Origin of the sequence: Streptomyces sp. NBC_00250, from assembly GCF_036192275.1 — a bacterium.
GTDB lineage: Bacteria > Actinomycetota > Actinomycetes > Streptomycetales > Streptomycetaceae > Streptomyces.
The window spans coordinates 4,986,775-5,004,728 of record NZ_CP108088.1; the positions used below are offsets into that span (position 1 = coordinate 4,986,775).

The 17,954-nt window shown below is 72.3% G+C and carries 16 protein-coding genes; 13 read left to right on the forward strand and 3 right to left on the reverse strand.

Annotated features, from left to right (window positions below):
• Window positions 1-59: 59 nt before the first annotated feature.
• The 3 genes from OG259_RS22655 (at window position 60) to OG259_RS22665 (ending at window position 3,037) form a co-directional block, all read left to right on the forward strand.
• Entirely contained in the window at window positions 60-1,424 is a 1,365-nt protein-coding gene (locus tag OG259_RS22655) for an aspartate aminotransferase family protein (RefSeq protein WP_328943922.1), read from the forward strand.
• Window positions 1,425-1,503: 79 nt separating this feature from the next.
• Window positions 1,504-2,211 carry a GntR family transcriptional regulator gene (locus OG259_RS22660; RefSeq protein ID WP_328943923.1) on the forward strand — a complete coding sequence of 236 codons (708 nt, stop codon included), beginning with the start codon at window positions 1,504-1,506 and terminating at the stop codon, window positions 2,209-2,211.
• A gap of 175 nt (window positions 2,212-2,386) precedes the next feature.
• Window positions 2,387-3,037, forward strand: coding sequence for a hypothetical protein (locus OG259_RS22665; RefSeq protein WP_328943924.1), 651 nt, complete (start codon window positions 2,387-2,389; stop codon window positions 3,035-3,037).
• Between the two features lie 67 nt (window positions 3,038-3,104).
• Here OG259_RS22665 and OG259_RS22670 read toward each other — a convergent pair whose 3' ends face one another.
• Entirely contained in the window at window positions 3,105-3,809 is a 705-nt protein-coding gene (locus OG259_RS22670) for an SLATT domain-containing protein (RefSeq protein WP_266900822.1), read from the reverse strand.
• A 268-nt stretch (window positions 3,810-4,077) separates the two neighbouring features.
• Between OG259_RS22670 and OG259_RS22675 the strand changes: the two genes are divergently transcribed.
• From OG259_RS22675 to OG259_RS22720, 10 genes are all read left to right on the forward strand, one after another.
• Window positions 4,078-4,413: a YbaB/EbfC family nucleoid-associated protein gene (locus OG259_RS22675; RefSeq protein WP_015034576.1), complete on the forward strand. Its 336-nt coding sequence runs from the start codon at window positions 4,078-4,080 to the stop codon at window positions 4,411-4,413.
• Between the two features lie 104 nt (window positions 4,414-4,517).
• Window positions 4,518-5,117, forward strand: coding sequence for a recombination mediator RecR (recR, locus tag OG259_RS22680; RefSeq protein WP_328943925.1), 600 nt, complete (start codon window positions 4,518-4,520; stop codon window positions 5,115-5,117).
• Window positions 5,118-5,152: 35 nt separating this feature from the next.
• The gene (locus OG259_RS22685; RefSeq protein ID WP_328943926.1) at window positions 5,153-5,812 is read left to right on the forward strand and encodes a DUF5063 domain-containing protein; all 660 of its coding nucleotides are present in this window, start codon (window positions 5,153-5,155) and stop codon (window positions 5,810-5,812) included.
• A 36-nt stretch (window positions 5,813-5,848) separates the two neighbouring features.
• Entirely contained in the window at window positions 5,849-7,873 is a 2,025-nt protein-coding gene (locus OG259_RS22690; protein ID WP_328943927.1) for a tetratricopeptide repeat protein, read from the forward strand.
• 68 nt (window positions 7,874-7,941) lie between these two features.
• A complete protein-coding gene (locus tag OG259_RS22695) occupies window positions 7,942-8,424 on the forward strand; it encodes a hypothetical protein (RefSeq protein ID WP_328943928.1) in 483 nt (160 codons plus the stop codon).
• A gap of 19 nt (window positions 8,425-8,443) precedes the next feature.
• Window positions 8,444-10,417 (forward strand): tetratricopeptide repeat protein, encoded by a 1,974-nt coding sequence (locus tag OG259_RS22700; RefSeq protein ID WP_328943929.1) that lies wholly within the window; start codon window positions 8,444-8,446, stop codon window positions 10,415-10,417.
• 115 nt (window positions 10,418-10,532) lie between these two features.
• Window positions 10,533-11,804, forward strand: a complete 1,272-nt coding sequence (locus OG259_RS22705) for an aspartate kinase (protein ID WP_189832074.1) — start codon at window positions 10,533-10,535, stop codon at window positions 11,802-11,804.
• Entirely contained in the window at window positions 11,801-12,859 is a 1,059-nt protein-coding gene (locus OG259_RS22710; RefSeq protein ID WP_328943930.1) for an aspartate-semialdehyde dehydrogenase, read from the forward strand. Before OG259_RS22705 ends, OG259_RS22710 begins: the two co-directional genes overlap by 4 nt.
• 262 nt (window positions 12,860-13,121) lie before the next feature.
• Window positions 13,122-13,850, forward strand: a complete 729-nt coding sequence (locus OG259_RS22715) for a SigE family RNA polymerase sigma factor (RefSeq protein ID WP_328943931.1) — start codon at window positions 13,122-13,124, stop codon at window positions 13,848-13,850.
• The gene (locus tag OG259_RS22720; RefSeq protein ID WP_328943932.1) at window positions 13,847-15,187 is read left to right on the forward strand and encodes a hypothetical protein; all 1,341 of its coding nucleotides are present in this window, start codon (window positions 13,847-13,849) and stop codon (window positions 15,185-15,187) included. Before OG259_RS22715 ends, OG259_RS22720 begins: the two co-directional genes overlap by 4 nt.
• A 96-nt stretch (window positions 15,188-15,283) precedes the next feature.
• Here OG259_RS22720 and OG259_RS22725 read toward each other — a convergent pair whose 3' ends face one another.
• Both OG259_RS22725 and OG259_RS22730 read right to left on the reverse strand, forming a co-directional pair.
• Window positions 15,284-16,024 carry an SURF1 family protein gene (locus OG259_RS22725; protein WP_328943933.1) on the reverse strand — a complete coding sequence of 247 codons (741 nt, stop codon included), beginning with the start codon at window positions 16,022-16,024 and terminating at the stop codon, window positions 15,284-15,286.
• Window positions 16,025-16,080: 56 nt separating this feature from the next.
• On the reverse strand, window positions 16,081-17,925 hold the full coding sequence (locus OG259_RS22730; protein WP_443051999.1) for a prolyl oligopeptidase family serine peptidase: 1,845 nt from the start codon (window positions 17,923-17,925) through the stop codon (window positions 16,081-16,083).
• Window positions 17,926-17,954: the final 29 nt, after the last annotated feature.

Below are 17,954 nucleotides of genomic sequence, written 5' to 3' on the forward strand. Positions count from 1 at the left end.
GTCTCGGTGGACAAGATGGCCATGGCCCGCCCTACCTGCGGTTCCTTACCCTCGGACCCATGACCCCTCATGTCATCGAACCCGATCCCCAGGCCGGGGCCGCCGTCAAGGCAGCCGACCGCGCGCACGTGTTCCACTCCTGGTCCGCCCAGGGCCTGATCGACCCGCTCGCCGTCGCCGGCGCCGAGGGTTCGTACTTCTGGGACTACGACGGAAACCGCTACCTGGACTTCACCAGCGGCCTCGTCTACACGAACATCGGCTACCAGCACCCCCGTGTGGTCGCCGCCATCCAGGAGCAGGCCGCGAAGCTCACCACCTTCGCGCCCGCCTTCGCCATCGACGTCCGCTCCGAGGCCGCACGCCTCATCGCCGAGCGCACCCCGGGCGACCTGGACAAGATCTTCTTCACCAACGGCGGCGCCGAGGCCGTCGAGAACGCCGTCCGCATGGCCCGGCTGCACACCGGCCGTACGAAGGTGCTCTCCGCCTACCGCTCGTACCACGGCGCCACCTCCACCGCGATCAACCTGACCGGCGACCCGCGCCGATGGGCCTCCGACAACGGCTCCGCGGGCGTCGTGCGCTTCTGGGCGCCGTTCCTCTACCGCTCGCCCTTCTACGCCACCACCGAGGCGGAGGAGAGCGCACGGGCCCTCCAGCACCTGGAGGACACGATCGCCTTCGAGGGTCCGGCGACGATCGCCGCGATCATCCTGGAGACCGTGCCCGGCACCGCCGGCATCATGACCCCGCCGCCCGGCTACCTCGCCGGCGTCCGCGAGATCTGCGACAAGTACGGCATCGTCTTCGTCCTCGACGAGGTCATGGCGGGCTTCGGCCGCACCGGCAAGTGGTTCGCCGCCGAGCACTTCGACGTCGTGCCCGACCTGATGACCTTCGCCAAGGGCGTGAACTCCGGCTACGTGCCCCTCGGCGGCGTCGCCATCAACGCCGAGATCGCCGCCACCTTCGACAAGCGCCCCTACCCCGGCGGACTGACCTACTCCGGTCACCCGCTGGCCTGCGCCGCCGCCGTCGCCACCATCCAGGTGATGGAGGACGAGAAGGTCGTCGAGAACGCCGCCCACATCGGCGAGCACGTCCTCGGCCCCGGCCTGCGCGAGCTCGCCGAGCGCCACCCGTCCGTCGGCGAGGTCCGCGGCATGGGCGTCTTCTGGGCGCTCGACCTGGTCAAGAACCGCGAGACGCGCGAACCGCTCGTCCCGTACAACGCGGCCGGCGAGGCCAACGCGCCCATGGCCGCCTTCGGCGCGGCGGCGAAGAAGAACGGCCTGTGGCCCTTCGTCAACATGAACCGCACCCACGCCGTCCCCGCGTGCAACGTCACCGAGGCGGAGGCCAAGGAAGGCCTCGCCGCCCTCGACGCGGCCCTCGCGGTCGCCGACGAACACACCGCGTAACCGCGCCGCCGGTGCCGCACAGAGGCGGCCCCTTCCGTCTGGACTAGGGTGTCCGGAGCCGGACGGAGGGGGCCGACCCATGCCCGCGAGCGGAGCTGTCACCCGCAACACCTTGCGACAGCAGATCGCGGACGCGCTCCGTGACGAAGTGCTCGCGGGCCGTCTCCAGCCCGGCGAGGAATTCACGGTCAAGCAGATCGCCGAGCAGTACGGCGTCTCCGCGACACCCGTACGCGAAGCCCTCGTCGACCTCTGCGCGCAGGGCCTCCTCGACTCCGACCAGCACCGCGGCTTCCGCGTCCACCAGTACTCGGTCGACGACTACCGGGGCATGATCGAGGCCCGGATGCTCGTCGTCGACGGCATCTTCCGCCGCGACGCCGCCATGGTCCCGCCCCGCTCCGCCGTCACGGAACCCGACCTCGGCATCGGCGTCGCCCTCGTCTCCATACGGCGCAGGGGCGAGGCGGCGGCCCGCGCGGCCCGCGCCGGGGACCTCGACATCCTCATCGGCTACGACATCCGCTACTGGCGCGAGCTGGGGCGCCTGGTCGCCGCCAACGACTACATCGCCGACTTCCTGCACAAGCTCCGCGTCCAGGCCTGGGTCTTCTCCGTGCCGTACCTGCGCTCCGAGCGCGACATGCTGGGCTGGCTGTGGAGCGACCACGTGAACCTGGTCGACGCGATCACACGCGGTGACGCCGAGGCGGCCGTCGCGGTCGTCCGGGAGTACAACACCCACTCGATGGAATGGGCGGACCGGCTGGAGCAGCGGGCCCGCTGAGCGCGCCGCGTGAGGCGACCGGGACGGGCCGGTCGGGTTGAGGGCCCGGCTCCCCGGGCAGTTCCTCAGCGGGTGGACGGTGTCCGTGGGGCGCCGACTAACCTGGCCGTCCCTGCAAAAAGCCTGGCGTACGCCCTGCGAGCGTCCCCCGCAACTGACGGAGAGCGAGCCTCCCTTGGCCTGTGACCTGTGGCTGGTCCCCCTCGTCGACGTGCTGTGCCACAGCCCCGACAATCCCTTCGCCGAAGAGATCGCCGCGTACGACGCCGTGCTCAGCGCCTCCGGGCTGCCGACCGTGCCGGTCTACGCGTACATGCCGGGACTCTCCGGTGACGTCGCCCCGATCGCCGGCTTCGACTACGAGGCCCTGCACTTCCTGCGCCGCGCCTACCTGCTCCAGATGTGCGGACTGCCGGTCGAACCGGTCGGCGAGCTCGGCGGGGACTACGAACAGCTCCTGGAGATGTTCGAGGCGACCGCCCAGCAGTCCCACCTGGTCTGGCACTACGACCACGCGGGCGCCTACGTGCCGGTCGACTTCCCGGTCCCGCTCGCCAGCGACGAGCTCCTGGAGGGCGGCGGGCCGCTCGGCTCCTCGTACGGGCTGCTGAGGGAGCTGGAATTCGTGGCCCCCTCGATCGGCATCGACCCGTCGAACCCGCCGGCGCCGCCCGTGCCGCCGGAGCGGCCGACCACCCTGGAGGAACCGGCCGTACCGATCCAGCTGGACGGCGGCCCCTTCGCCCGGGAACGCCATGTGTGGCTGGGGCTGCACGCGGCGGCGACCCGGAGCCTGGCCCAGGGCTCGATGATCATCCTGAGCTGAGCTCCGCGCGCCCGGCCCGAGCCGGCCGATCCGCGCCCACGGCCCCGAGGGGCCCCGGAGGCCTGCGTCAGCGGGCCTCCGGGGGCCGCTGACGCGGCATGTTCGGACGAGTGCCGGGCGGCAGCGGGAAACGGCCCGACGGGTGATGGCTCTCGGCCCGCGCGGGCACCACGCCCACCGACTGGAGCGCCAGCGGCGCCGGACCCGAACGGAACTCGACCATCCAGTCCGCGGTCTCCGCCCGTACGAGCTCGGTCACGTCCTCCGAGAAGCGGCGCAGCACGCCCAGACATCGCTCGGCGGCCTCGCTGGCGGTGCCCTCCGTGGGGCCCAGGACCTCCCGGACGCTCTCCGAGGCCCAGTCGAACTGCAGGGCCTGCAGACGCCGCTGCACGGCCTGTGCCGTCGCCACGTCCCTTATCCAGCCGGACGTCAGACCGAAGTACCGGTCGCAGGCGATGCAGGCGGCGCCGAGCAGCAGCGAGAGATAACCCCAGCCGGCCGTGCCCTCCGCCACGCCCGTCAGGTCGAGCAGCGGCAGCGCGGCGCCCGCGATCACCCCGGCCGCCGTCCCGATCCGCAGGATCCGGGCGCTGCGGCGCTTCCAGACCCGGTCGGAGAGATACCACTCGGCCGTGCGCAGGGCATTGGACTCCACCCAGCGGTACAGCTCGTCGAGCCGTTCGGCGGGCTCGCCCCAGTCGCCCAGGGGGAACGGCGTACCGGTCAGATCGCGGTGGACGTCTCCCCCGGGGGGTCCCGGTGGCTGCATCTCCGGCTGCTGGCTCACCGGGGGACTCCTCTGTTCAGCTCAGCGCTCATGTCCTTCTGTGACGTGCGGTGCACGTGGTGCCTGCCCTTCCTACCGCCGAATGGTGGGCGATGGGCCCGGAATCCCGGGATTTCCGCCCGCAAGGGGGTCTTGATCAGGTAGAGGAGCCCGCAGTTTCTCACTCGAAAGAGTGATGGAGGCAGGGCGGGCAGGGACCACGTAGGCTCGGCGTACCGACATACGGACAGAGCGAACCTCAGGAGTGACCGTGATTCCCGGTGGTGGCCAGCCCAACATGCAGCAGCTTCTCCAGCAGGCCCAGAAGATGCAGCAGGACCTCGCCCGCGCGCAGCAGGAGCTGGCCGCGACCGAGGTCGACGGACAGGCGGGCGGCGGCCTGGTCAAGGCGACCGTGACCGGCTCCGGCGAGCTGCGCGGCCTGGTCATCGACCCCAAGGCGGTCGACCCCGAGGACACCGAGACGCTCGCCGACCTGATCGTGGCCGCCGTACAGGCCGCCAACGACAACGCTCAGCAGCTCCAGCAGGCCAAGCTCGGCCCGCTGGCACAGGGCATGGGCGGCATGCCGGGCCTCGGCTTCTGAGGCTTCCGGCCACGGGGCTTCCGAGGCCCCTCCTCCCGCGGGCTTCTTAGGCTCGCTTTAAGCCACTACCGTAAGAATCAAGCACTCCCTTGAAAGGGCGTTCCGTGTACGAAGGCGTGGTTCAGGACCTCATCGACGAACTGGGCAGGCTGCCCGGCGTCGGTCCCAAGAGCGCGCAGCGGATCGCCTTCCACATCCTCCAGGCCGAGCCGACCGACGTACGGCGTCTCGCGCACGCGCTCCTGGAGGTCAAGGAGAAGGTCAGGTTCTGCGCGGTCTGCGGAAACGTCGCACAGCAGGAGCAGTGCAACATCTGCCGCGACCCGCGCCGCGACCTGACCGTCATCTGTGTGGTCGAGGAGCCGAAGGACGTCGTCGCGATCGAGCGGACCCGCGAGTTCCGGGGGCGGTACCACGTCCTCGGCGGCGCGATCAGCCCGATCGAGGGCGTCGGCCCGGACGACCTCCGCATCCGCGAGCTGCTCACGCGGCTCGCCGACGGCACGGTCACCGAGCTGATCCTCGCGACCGACCCGAACCTGGAGGGCGAGGCCACCGCGACGTACCTGGCGCGGATGATCAAGCCCATGGGACTCAAGGTGACCCGGCTCGCGAGCGGGCTCCCGGTCGGCGGCGACCTGGAGTACGCCGACGAGGTGACCCTCGGCCGTGCCTTCGAGGGGCGGAGGCTGCTAGATGTATGACGACCGGGCCGGTGCGCTCTCAGGGAGGCTCCTCGATGTCTGACCCCACGCTGCACGCGATCACGCAGAACCCCGACGACTTCGCGGTCCAGATCGCCGACTCCATCGAGAGCTTCATCGTCGCGACCACCGAGGTCGCCAAGGGCGACGAGCCGGACAGCGCCGTGCCCTTCCTGCTCCTGGAGATCTCGCAGCTGCTCCTCGCGGGCGGCCGGCTCGGCGCGCACGAGGACATCGTCCCGGACGAGCGGTACGAGACCGACACGGGCCCCGAGCCCGACGTCGACGACCTGCGCATGCGCTTCGCGGTCCTCCTCGAACCGATCGACGTCTTCTCCGAGGTCTTCGACCCGTACGAGCCCCGCAAGGCCCCCGTCCCGGCCCGGATCTCCGACAACCTCGCCGACATCGTCACCGACCTCCGCCACGGCCTCGCCCACTACCGCGCAGGCCGCACCAGCGAGGCCCTGTGGTGGTGGCAGTTCTCCTACTTCTCCAACTGGGGCCCCACCGCCTCGGCGACCCTCCGCGCCCTGCAGTCCCTCGTCGCCCACGTCCGCCTCGACCAGCCGCTCGCGGAGCTGGACGGCCTCGACACGGACGAGGACCTCACCGAGGACGACCTCGCGGAAGAGGCCGGCCGCGTGATGGCGGAGGAGATCGGCGCACCGCTGGGCCTCAGGTCGAGGAAGTAGCGGACCGCTCGGCCAGACCCCTGCCATCATGGGCCGATGAGCGGGGGAACGACCGCGGACGCGGGAGCAGTACCGGGCGCGGGCCGTACCGACGCGTCCGGCGAACGGGCCGTCGCGGCAGGCGGGGCGATCGGGAACGTCAACACCGGCGACATCGGCACCCAGATCGCGCGTGCCACGCTGCTGCCCCCGGAAGCGCTCACCGTCTCCCCGGCCGGACTGGTCCATCTCCCCGAGCGCACCCAGCTGTTCGTCGGCCGGGCCCGCGAACTGGCCTTGCTGGACAAGGGCGTCGGCGTCCAGGTCATCTGCGGACTCGGCGGCATGGGGAAGTCGACGCTGGCGGCCCGGTGGGCCGCCGACCGGGTGGCCGATCACACGGTCGTCTGGTGGATCACGGCCGAGACGCCCGCCGAACTCGACGCGGGACTCGCCGACCTGGCGCGGGCCATGCAACCGGGCGTCGTGGGCGTACTGCCCGAAGACGCCCTGCGTGAACGGGCGTTGCAGTGGCTGGCCACCCACGACGACTGGCTGCTCGTCCTCGACAACGTCTCCGACCCGGCCGACCTGCGCCCTCTGCTGGCACGGGCGGGAAGCGGCCGGATCGTCGTCACCTCGCGGCGGGCGAGCGGCTGGCAGGACATCGCGCGGACGGTCGTCCTGGACGTCCTCGAACCGGCGGAGGCCGCCGAACTCTTCACCGGGGTGTGCGACGCCGACGACGGAGTCGGCCCGCTCTGTGCCGAGTTGGGCTACCTGCCCCTCGCGCTGAAGCAGGCCGCCGCCTATTGCGCCGAGGCCGGGATCACCCCCCGCGCCTACCTGGAGCTGCTCGCCGCGTACCCCGGAGAGATGCTCGCGGCCACGGCGGAGGGCGGCGAGGCCGCCCGCACCCTGTCCCGCGTCTGGCAGGTGACCATGGACCGGCTCACGGACACCCCGCGCGCCGGCCTCGTGCTCCGCACCATCGCCTGGTGGGCACCCGAGGGGATCGCGCGGCGCCTCCTGGAGCCGCTGGGAACGCCACTGGAGGTCACGGAGGCCGTGCGGCGCCTGGCCGCACACAGCATGATCACGCTCCGGGACGGGACGCTGAACGTCCACCGGCTGGTGCAGGCGGTGGTCCGGGCGGATCCGTCGGAGGCGACGGGGACGGCGCGGGAGATCGCCACGGAGCTGCTGTACAGGGGCATGGCCTGGGCGGAGCCCGGCACGGACCGGCACTTCGCCGTGCACGCGGAGGTTCTGGCCGGACACACCGATCCGGCGGACGACACCGACGAGGCCGCCGCGCTGTTCACACTGGCCGGCGTGTTCTTCGGTGTGGACACGGCCCTCAGCCGGGCTCTGCCGCTGTGCGAGCGGGCGCTGCACTCCCTGCGTCGGATCCACGGCCCGGATCACCCGACCACACTGAACGCGGCGCAGGCCCTCGCTCTGACCGTGCACATGGCGGACGGCGGGGCCGGGGCAGCCGCCGCCTTGCTGACGGGAGGCTTCGCCCACCTGTCGCGCGTGCTCGGGCCCGACGATCCACGGACTCTGGCAGCCCGCGGGCACCTGGCCCGAGCGCTGCGGACGAGCGAACCGGAGCGGGCGCAGGAGTTGTGCCGGGAGAACGCCTCGCACTCCCATCGCGTCCTGGGGCCGAGGCATCCGCAGACGATCCAGGCCCGGTACGACCTGCTCCATTCCTGGCCCGACAGGGACACCGACCTGGCGGCCCTGGAGGAGCTCGTCGGCGACGCCGAGCGGGCGTCGCCCGAGGACCCCCTCCTGGGCGAGACCATCAAGCGCACCCTGACCCTGGAGCTCGCGGCCGCCGGAGAGACCGAGCGCGCGCTCGCCCTCTCGGCCGAGGTCATCGAGGACTGCCGCCGCCGCTACGGCGCCGGGGACTCACGCATTCTCCTGTCCCGCCTGATCGAGGTCCACGTGCTCGACCTGGGCGGTCAGAAGGAACGCGTCCGCGCCCTGGGGACGGTGCTGTTGGAGGACTGCCTGCGGACGATCGGGGAGGGCGAACTGACGCGGCTGGTACGGGGGATGCTGTCGTGAGCCCACCCGCCGCGCTGCCATCGCCGTAAGCCCACCCGCCGCGCCCGTCGCGCTGCCATCATGGACGCATGGCAACGCAGACGCGGGGACGGTCGAAGACCTGGCTGTGGAGCGGCATCGGCGTCGGTGTCGTCGGGATCGGCGCGCTGATCGCCGTCGCGGTCGCCGACCTCGGGAAGGCCGACCAGATCGCGAGCGTCGTCGGCGTCGTCCTGGCGGCCGTCGGCCTCGGGCTCACCCTCTGGGGGCAGTTCGGGGGCGGGGCGGCGACCACGCCCGCTCCGGCCGCGCCCGCTCCGACGGCGCCGGCTCCGCCCGCGGCGCATGTGACCGCCTCGGGTGCGGGTGCCGTAGCCGCCGGCGGGAACATCGGGTCCGTGGCGACGGGCGGAGGTACGAGCCCGGCAGCACCCGCTCCGACGCCCACGGCCCCGGCTCCCGCGGCTCCTGCCCCCGCTCCCGCCCCTGCCCCCGGGTCCGTCACCGCCTCCGGTGACCGGTCCGTCGCGGCGGGCGGCGACATCGGCTCCGTATCGACGGGCGACGCGTGAGCGTCGGGGCGCGCGACGCGTGAGCGGGGACGTATCCGCGTCGGGGGACCGTTCCGTCGCGGCCGGCGGGGACATCGGGTGGGTGCACACCGGAGACCGGGTGACGGCGCTGCCGCCCGAGGCCCTCGGGCCCGTGGTGTGCCCGCCCGGACTCGTCAACGTGCCCCGCAGGGCAGCCCACTTCGTGGGGCGCGGTGAGGAAGGAGCCCTGCTCGACGAGGAGCCGGAGACCGTGGTGATCTGCGGCCTCGGCGGGGTGGGGAAGTCCTCGCTCGCCGCCCGCTGGGCCTTCCGCCAGGCGGCACGCCGCAACCCCGTCTGGTGGATCACCGCGGAGAGCCGCGCCGACGTGGACGCCGGGCTCGCCGGCCTCGCCGCCGCGATGCAGCCCGCGCTGATCGACGTACTCCCTCAGGAGGCCCTGCGCGAGCGGGCCCTGCAGTGGCTGTCCGCCCACGACGACTGGCTGCTCGTCCTCGACAACGTCACCGACCCGGGTGATGTGGCGGACCTCCTGGCCCGGGCCGGCCGGGGGCGGATCGTCATCACCAGCCGGACCACGGACGCCTGGTACGGGATCGGGCGCGTCCTCACGCTGCCCGTGCTGCCGGCCGACGAGGCCGTCGAACTGTTCACCCGGGTCGCCACCCATGTCGGCCCGCGTGACACCACCGGGGCCGAGCAGCTCTGCGAGACCCTCGGACAGCTGCCGCTCGCCGTCGAGATCGCCGCCGCGTACTGCGGCCGCACGGCCACGAGCCCGCTCGACTACCACGCGGAGCTGGCCCGGAGCCGCGGGCTCGGCAACGCGGAGGAGGCCGTCGTCCGGGTCCTGAGAGTCACGCTCAACAGGCTCTCCGCCACGGTCGAGTACGCCTCCGGGCTGCTCCGGCTGCTCGGCTGGTTCGCCCCCGACCGGATTCCCGCGATGCTCCTGCCGCCGTTCCCCGGCATCCGGGAGGCGCTCGGAGAGCTGGCCGCGCACAGCATGATCACCCTGCACGAGGACGGCTCGGTCTCCGTGCACCGGCTCGTACAGGCCATCGCCCGCCGGCCGGCCCCCGGGGACGTGCCCGGGCGGCCGGGGATGCGCGAACGCATGCGATCGCTCGCGGAGACGGCGCTCGCCCAGGCCGCCCCGCCGGACATCGGGGAACCGGCCCAGCGGGAGGTGTGGCGGGTGCTGCTGCCGCACGTCGAGGCGTACCTGCGGCACACGGACCCCGCGGGGGACGGCGAGTGCCTGATGCCGGTGCTGGCAAGCGCGGGCGCGTACCTGAGCCTGAACAGGCTGTACGAGGAGTCGGCCGAGGCGTACGAGCGGACGCTGGCCGGCTGTGAGCGGCTGTTCGGCCCGGACGGTCCCCTCCTCCTGGAACTGCGCGGCGCGCTGTCCGAGAGTCTCGCCTCGGCGGGCCGCGCGGACGAGGCGATCGAGATGGCGACCACGACGGTGCGCGGCATGACCGAGATGCTGGGAGCCGACGACCCGATGACGCTCAAGGCGCGGTCCTGCCTCGCGACGGCCCATGCGAAGGCCGGGCTGACCCACCGGGCGATCGCCCTGAAGGAGAGCGTGCTGGGAGACATGATCCGGGTCCTGGGCCCCAAGGACCCGGAGACGCTGGCGACCTACTCCGGGCTCGCCGGGATCTACCGGGACGCGGACAGGACCCTCGAGGCCCTCGCGCTGAACGCGTACGCGGCGGGCGAGATGAGCCTGCTCCTCGGCGAGGAGGACCCGGAGACCCTGATCACCCGGATCAACCTGGTCGGCCTCTACGTGGGCGTCGGGGCGATCGAGCAGGCCCGTGCCGGATACACGGAGCTGCTGTCCGTCTGCGCCCGTGTCCTCGGCGAGGACCATCCGTACACCGTCCACGTGCGCGAGGCGCTCGACGCGCAGGGGCCGGGCGACCCGCTCGGTGCGAAGAACGAGCGCACGGTGGAGTGGTGGGTGCACGGCGGAAAGCCCGGGCAGGGGCCGGAATGATCACGTGGTGAGCACCGTGTCTCACCATCCGATATCACGTAGGCGTTCGCCGGTCGCTCGTTAGACTGAGCCGATCGCAGCGCCGGCTGCGGCACACACTGAGCGAGGAGCGCACGTGGGCCTTGTCGTGCAGAAGTACGGAGGCTCCTCCGTTGCCGATGCCGAAGGCATCAAGCGCGTCGCCAAGCGGATCGTGGACGCCAAGAAGAACGGCCACCAGGTGGTCGTCGTGGTTTCCGCGATGGGCGACACGACGGACGAGTTGATCGATCTCGCCGAGCAGGTATCCCCGATCCCTGCCGGGCGTGAGTTCGACATGCTGCTGACCGCCGGAGAGCGGATCTCCATGGCCCTGCTGGCCATGGCGATCAAAAACCTGGGCCACGAGGCCCAGTCGTTCACGGGCAGCCAGGCCGGTGTCATCACCGACTCGGTCCACAACAAAGCGCGCATCATCGATGTCACGCCGGGCCGGATCCGTACCGCCCTCGACGAGGGCAACATCGCCATCGTCGCCGGGTTCCAGGGCGTGTCCCAGGACAAGAAGGACATCACCACGCTGGGCCGTGGCGGTTCCGACACCACCGCCGTGGCCCTGGCCGCAGCCCTCGACGCCGAGGTCTGCGAGATCTACACCGACGTCGACGGTGTGTTCACCGCCGACCCGCGTGTGGTGAAGAAGGCGAAGAAGATCGACTGGATCTCCTTCGAGGACATGCTGGAGCTCGCCGCCTCCGGCTCCAAGGTGCTGCTGCACCGCTGCGTCGAGTACGCGCGCCGCTACAACATTCCGATCCACGTCCGCTCGTCCTTCTCGGGACTGCAGGGCACCTGGGTCAGCAACGAACCGCAAGGGGACCAGAAGGTGGAGCAGGCCATCATCTCGGGTGTCGCCCACGACACCTCCGAGGCGAAGATCACCGTCGTCGGCGTGCCGGACAAGCCGGGCGAGGCCGCGGCCATCTTCCGGGCCGTCGCGGACGCCGAGATCAACATCGACATGATCGTGCAGAACGTGTCCGCGGCCTCCACCGGCCTCACGGACATCTCCTTCACCCTCCCCAAGGCCGAGGGCCGCAAGGCCATCGACGCCCTGGAGAAGGCGAAGAGCGCGATCGGCTTCGACTCGCTCCGCTACGACGACCAGATCGGCAAGATCTCCCTGGTCGGCGCCGGTATGAAGACCAACCCCGGCGTCACCGCGGACTTCTTCCGCGCGCTCTCCGACGCGGGCGTGAACATCGAGCTGATCTCGACCTCCGAGATCCGCATCTCGGTCGTCACCCGCGCCGACGACGTCAACGAGGCCGTGCGCGCCGTCCACAGCGCCTTCGGCCTGGACAGCGACTCCGACGAGGCCGTCGTCTACGGAGGCACCGGCCGATGACACCGAAGCCGACGCTCGCGGTCGTCGGTGCGACCGGAGCCGTCGGCTCGGTGATGCTCCAGATGCTCTCGCACCACGCGGACGTCTGGGGCGACATCCGCCTCCTCGCCTCCCCGCGCTCGGCCGGCCGGAAGGCCGCCGTCCGCGGGGAGGAGTGCGAGATCCTCGCACTGAGCGAGGAGGCCCTGGACGGCGTCGACCTGGCGCTCTTCCTCGTGCCCGAGGCGGTGGCCGCCCAGTGGGCGCCCATCGCCGCGGCCAAGGGTGCCGTCGTCGTGGACACCTCCGCCGCCTTCCGCGCGGACCCCGACGTCCCCCTCGTGGTCCCCGAGACCAACGCCCACGCGGCGCGCGTACGCCCCCGGGGCATCGTCGCGAGCCCCGGCTGCACCACCCTCGCGCTGGTCGTCGCCGTGGGCGCCCTGCACGCCGAGTTCGGGCTCTCCGAACTGGTCGTCACCGCCCAGCAGGCCGCCAGCGGCGCCGGTGCCGGACAGGCCGGCGTCGACGCGCTCCGTGCCCAGCTCGGCCTGGTGGCCGGCCACGGCGACCTCGGCACCCAGCCCGGTGACGTACGACGAGCCGTCGGCGAGAACACCGGGCCCTTCCCCGGACCCCTCGCGCTCAACGTCCTGCCCTGGTCGGGCACGGCGGGCGCCGACGGGGCCTCGTCCGAGGAGGAGCGCGTACGGGACGAGACCCGGCGGATCCTCGCGCTTCCCGCGCTGCGGGTCGCCGCCACCTGCGTGCGCGTGCCCGTCGTCACCGGGCACTCCGTCTCCGTGCACGCCCGCTTCGAGAACCCCGTCCCCCTCGGACGCGCGCACGAGATCCTCGCGACCTCACCGGGAGTCGTGCTGTACGACGACCCCGCCGCGGGCGACTTCCCCACCCCCGCCGACGTCGTCGGCACCGACCCCGCCTGGGTCGGGCGGGTGCGGCGCTCCATGGACGACGAGCGGGCGCTCGATTTCTTCGTCTGCGCCGACAACCTGCGCAAGGGCGCGGCCCTCAACGCCCTGCAGATCGCGGAATCTGTTGTCACATATTTGTAGGATCTGTGAACGACCTGTGAGCAAATAGGCGTCAGATACCTCTTGAACTGCGGTGATGCCGTGGTCGACGATGCTCTTCCCCCTTACTGCAACCAGTAGTTGGGTGGAGAGCGTCTCTGCGTGCACTCACCATGTGTGGCGCGGAACACGCTGTGAAGCGGGGCATCGGGGGAGAACGGTTACGCATGAGGACAAACAACTCACCGTCAAAAAGGGTGGCGTACGCGTACAACCCTGCCGGGGGGAAGCGTGTCCAACAGGCGTGGCAGAGGTACTCGACATCGCGACCATCGCTCCGCTGCGCGGCGCGGGCACAGCCGTGCTCCCCGTGCGGAGCGTCGGCGTCGTCCCCGTACGCGGCTCCGCGGTCAGCCCCTATCGACGACCGCGCTCTCTCGGCGGCATGCCGGTGATCGCCCCCGTGCCCACCGGATCCCGCGCGAGCGCCGTCGACGGCATCCCCTCGCCCCGGACGAGCGCCGAAGGCGCCTCCGCGGCCGGGACGACCGTCGACCACCTGACCGAGACCTACCGCGCCCACTACCGGTCGCTCCTCGGCCTCGCCGCGCTGCTCCTCGACGACACGGCCTCCTGCGAGGACGTCGTCCAGGAGGCGTTCATCCGCGTCCACTCGGCCCGCAAGCGGGTGCGCGAGCCCGAGAAGACGCTCGCCTACCTGCGCCAGACCGTCGTGAACCTCTCCCGGTCCGCGCTGCGCCGCCGCATCCTCGGCCTCAAGCTGCTGTCCAAGCCGATGCCGGACATGGCCAGCGCGGAGGAGGGGGCGTACGACCAGCTGGAGCGCGAGGACCTGATCAAGGCGATGCGCGGACTCCAGCGGCGCCAGCGTGAGGTGCTGGCCCTGCGGTACTTCTCGGACATGACCGAGGTTCAGGTCGCCGAGGCGCTCGGGATATCCCTGGGCTCGGTGAAGGCGTACGGTTCGCGGGGCATCGCGTCGCTGCGCGTCGCGATGGGAGCGACTTCGTGAGCGAGGCATCTGGCAAGGACGTCGAGAACGGCGTGGAGAGCGTCGAGAACGGCGACGGCGTCGAGACCGGCGATGGAGTCGAGAACGGCGTTGAGAACGGCGTCGAGAACGGTGTCGAGAACGGCGATGGCGTCGCGAGCGTCGACGGCGGCGAGAAGGTCGCGAACACCACGAACGTCGAGAGCGGCGCCCGTCGAGATGAACGTGACGAACCGAGTGGACAGCGCATGGTGAACATCGAGCCCGGCGAGGGCGACGGCGACGACGAACTCGCGCTGCGGCGGCTGTTCCAGAGCGCCGTGTCCGGCCTGGAACCCTCCCTCGGCTCCCTCGAACACCTGCGCCGCGCCGTGCCCGCGCGCCGCGCCCGTAAGCGGCAGGCCGTCGTGGGCGCCGCCGCCGCCGCGGTCCTCATCGGGACGGCCGTACCCGCCTTCGTGCACGTCGCCGCCTCGGGCGGCGTCTCCGCCGCCAACCCGGTGAACGCCGGCCACGGCGAGGAGGCCCAGGGCGGCACCGGCACCGAGACCGGCACGGAGACCGGCATCGAGGGCGGCCAGAGCGCCAAGCCCCCCGCCGGCACCGTGTCCCCGAGCCAGGGCGCGGCCGACGGCCCCTCGGGCAAGCCGCAGCGGCCCGGCCCCGGAGTGTCAGGCACCGGTCCGCAGGAGGCGGAGAACGCCGCCCCCGGATCCCTGCCGATGTGCGGGGCCGAACAGCTCGGCGTCAGCTCGGCGGGGGCCGGCGGACCCGACGGCGACGGCAAGGTGCACGGCGCCTTCCGCATCGCCAACGTCTCCGCCCAGGCGTGTGTCGTGAACGGCAGCGGAGTCGTCGGCTTCGAGGCCCGCGGCGCGGCCGACCCGGCGCGGATCGCGGTGATCCGGCACACCTCGGGCGACGGGGGGAGCGGGCTCCCCGACCCCTCCCAGGAGTCGTCCTTGCTCGTCCTGAAGCCGAGCGACTCCTACGAGGTGAAGTTCGTCTGGGTGCCGAGCGAGACCTGTCCGAGGACCGCCACCACCCCGACGCCCACGGTGACCCCTTCGACCGAGCCGCCGACCACGCCGCCGACGACGGACACCCCGACCGGCGGCACCAACAACCCCGATCCCAGCGAGGGCACGGGCTCCGGAGGCAGCGGTACCGATCCGGGCACCGGCGCGGAAGCGGGCTCCGGCGCGGCACCCCAGCTGGTCCACGAGGACGGCGCCCCGGCGGACGGCAGCGTCCTGGTCAGCCATGTCGCGGAGCCGGGCGGCCCCTCGGCGTCGGCGACCATCCCCAACGCCTGCGCGGGCACCATCTACCGGACCGGGGTCCTGGACGCCTCCTGAGCGGCCGGGGCCACGAAGGACACGAGGGCACGAGGGCCACGGGAGTCACGGAGGCCGCGAGGGGGGCTTCCCCCCCCGCCCCTCCCCTCCCCGCCCCTACAGTCCCAGCGCCTCGTCCCGGGACGCCTCCGCCTCGCGGCGCACCAGGCGGAACCACATGAAGAGGACGAAGCCCGCGAAGACGAACCACTCCGCGGTGTAGCCGAGGTTCTGGAAGGCCTTCGCGTCCAGGCTCGTGCCCGCCGCAGCGGCCGCCGGGACCGGCGTGAGACCGGCGGGGGAGTCCGCGAGGGTGATCCAGGCGTCGTAGACCTCGTCCGTGACCACGTTCACCAGGGATGCCGCGCTGATCATCCCCAGCTGCCCTTCGGGCAGCCCGCCGGCCGCGCGGACGCCCTTCGTGCCGCCGTTCTCCGAGGCCTGGAGCGCGCCCACCACGGTGACCTCGCCGGACGGCGGTGCGGGCGCCTTGGCGCCGGTGGGGAGCCAGCCCCGGACCACCGGCAGCGACCGGCCGCCGTCGGTCCGCAGCATCGTCAGGACGTAGCTGCCGGTCCGGCCGTCCAGCTCACGGTCCGGGACGAGGAACTGCTCCCCGAACCGGCCGCTCGCCTCGGCCGACCGGCCCGAGGTCTCCTTGTCCACCGGGAGCAGGGAGGCCAGCGGTTCGGCCTTCAGCGTGCTCACGGCGGGCCGCTTCTCGGCCGCCTCGTGGGATTCGACGCGATCCTCGAACTTGCCCAGCTGCCAGGTCCCCATGAACACGCAGAACGGGATCGCCAGCAGGACGAAGACGTTGATCCCCCACCAGCGGGGCGTTCTCAGGAACCGGTACACGCCCCCAACGGTACGCAAGCGGCCTCAGTCCTCCGTCGGCCGGGTCCCCGGCCGCCTCAGCTCTCCACCCCCCGGGTCCCCAGGTGCTTCGCGGCGAACGCCAGGTCCAGGCCGACCTGCTTGATCCGCTCCTCGACCACGAGCGAGCCGTGGCCCGCGTCGTAGCGGTAGACGTCGTGGACGGCGCCCCGGGCCTTGAGCCGGTCGACGTAGTTGTCGATCTGCCGGATCGGGCAGCGCGGGTCGTTGACTCCGGCCGAGATGTGGACCGGCGCCCTGACCGCGTCCACGTACGTCAGCGGCGACGAGGCCGCGTACCGCTCGGGCACCTCCTCCGGGGAGCCGCCGAGCAGCGTCCGGTCCAGCGCCTTGAGGGCCTCCATCTCGTCCTCGTACGCCGTGACGTAGTCCGCGACCGGGACCGCCGCGAGACCGACCGCCCACGCGTCCGGCTGCGTACCGAGGCCGAGCAGTGTGAGGTAGCCGCCCCAGGAGCCGCCGGACAGCACGAGCCGGGACGGGTCGGCGAGACCGCTCGTCACCGCCCACGCGCGGACCGCGTCGATGTCCTCCAGCTCGATCAGACCGACCCGGTGCTTGAGCGCGTCCGTCCACTCCCGCCCGTACCCGGTCGAGCCCCGGTAGTTGACCCGCACCACCGCGTACCCGTGGTCCACCCAGGCCGCCGGACCCGACGCGAAGGCGTCGCTGTCGTGCCAGGTGGGGCCGCCGTGCACCTCGAAGACCGTCGGGAACGGGCCCGCGCCCGCCGGGCGCTGCACGAGCGCGTGGACTCTGCCCCCGGGGCCCTCCACCCACACGTCCTCCACCGGCACCGACGGCGGTGCCTTCGGGCCGGGCGGGTCGAGGACGACGCCGCCGTCCGTGGAGCGCACCACCGGCGGCTCGGCCGCCGAGGACCACAGGTACTCCACGCTGCCGTCCGGCCGGGCCGTCGCGCTCGACACCGAACCGGCCGGGGTCTCCACCCGGACCAGGGCGCCGGTGGCGATCTCGTACCGCCACAGCTCGCTGCGGGCCTCGAAGCTGTGCACGACGAGCAGTCCGGAGCCGTCCGGGTACCACTCGGCCGACACGTCCCCCGGCAGGTCGAGCCGGAGATCGGTCTCGGTGCCGGTCGCCACGTCCCAGAGCATCGGCTCCCAGCGGCCGCGCCGCTGGTGCCCGACGAGCAGCCGGGTGTCCCCGGTCACCGGTGCGAAGCCCAGGACGGCGAGCCCCAGCTCCTCCGTGCCGCCCTTGGTGTCGTCGAGCTCGGCGAGCACGCTCGCGTCCGAGGCGCGCAGCACCCGCAGCGCCGAGTGCATCGCGTCCCCGTGCTCGGTGTGCTCGATGGCGATCAGATCGCCGTCGTACGACAGGTCGCCGACGCCGGCCGACTCCCGGTGCCGGTAGATCTCGACGGGGGCGCCGGCCCCGGGGCGTACGAGATGGACCGTCGAGCCGTCCTCGTCCGTGGAGCGGCCCACCAGGAGCGTGCCGTCCCGGCCGATGCCGAGCCCTGCCGGGTAGGAGGCGTCGAGGCCGGGCACGGCCGGCTCGTCCGCGCCGCCGCCGAACGGCTGGCGCATCCACACGCCGAACTCGTCCCCGTCGGTGTCCGCGAACCACCAGATCCAGGCGCCGTCCGGCGACAGCGTGCCGTCCGTCGTGCCGTTCGGCCGGTCCGTGACCTGCCGCTGCTCGCCGCTCGCCCGGTCCCAGGCGTACAGCTCGTACGTCCCCGTCGCGTTCGACACGAAGAGCGAGCGGTCCGGGGCCTCCTCCGCCCACTCGGGCAGCGAGACGCGCGGTGCGCGGAAGCGCTGCTCCCAGGCGGGGGTCGGGTCGGTGAGCCCGGCGTCGAGCCCGGCGTTGTTGCTCTCAGTCATGGCACCCATGATGCTCCGCGCGGCGGACAATCGGGTCG

Bases quoted from the DNA above. Each gene is read 5' to 3' on its own strand.
- OG259_RS22660 (WP_328943923.1), top strand. From the start codon at position 1,504: ATGCCCGCGAGCGGAGCTGTCACCCGCAACACCTTGCGACAGCAGATC.
- OG259_RS22655 (WP_328943922.1), top strand. From the start codon at position 60: ATGACCCCTCATGTCATCGAACCCGATCCCCAGGCCGGGGCCGCCGTC.
- OG259_RS22670 (WP_266900822.1), bottom strand. From the start codon at position 3,809: ATGCAGCCACCGGGACCCCCCGGGGGAGACGTCCACCGCGATCTGACC.
- OG259_RS22730 (WP_443051999.1), bottom strand. From the start codon at position 17,925: ATGGGTGCCATGACTGAGAGCAACAACGCCGGGCTCGACGCCGGGCTC.
- OG259_RS22695 (WP_328943928.1), top strand. From the start codon at position 7,942: ATGGCAACGCAGACGCGGGGACGGTCGAAGACCTGGCTGTGGAGCGGC.
- OG259_RS22685 (WP_328943926.1), top strand. From the start codon at position 5,153: ATGTCTGACCCCACGCTGCACGCGATCACGCAGAACCCCGACGACTTC.
- OG259_RS22710 (WP_328943930.1), top strand. From the start codon at position 11,801: ATGACACCGAAGCCGACGCTCGCGGTCGTCGGTGCGACCGGAGCCGTC.
- OG259_RS22690 (WP_328943927.1), top strand. From the start codon at position 5,849: ATGAGCGGGGGAACGACCGCGGACGCGGGAGCAGTACCGGGCGCGGGC.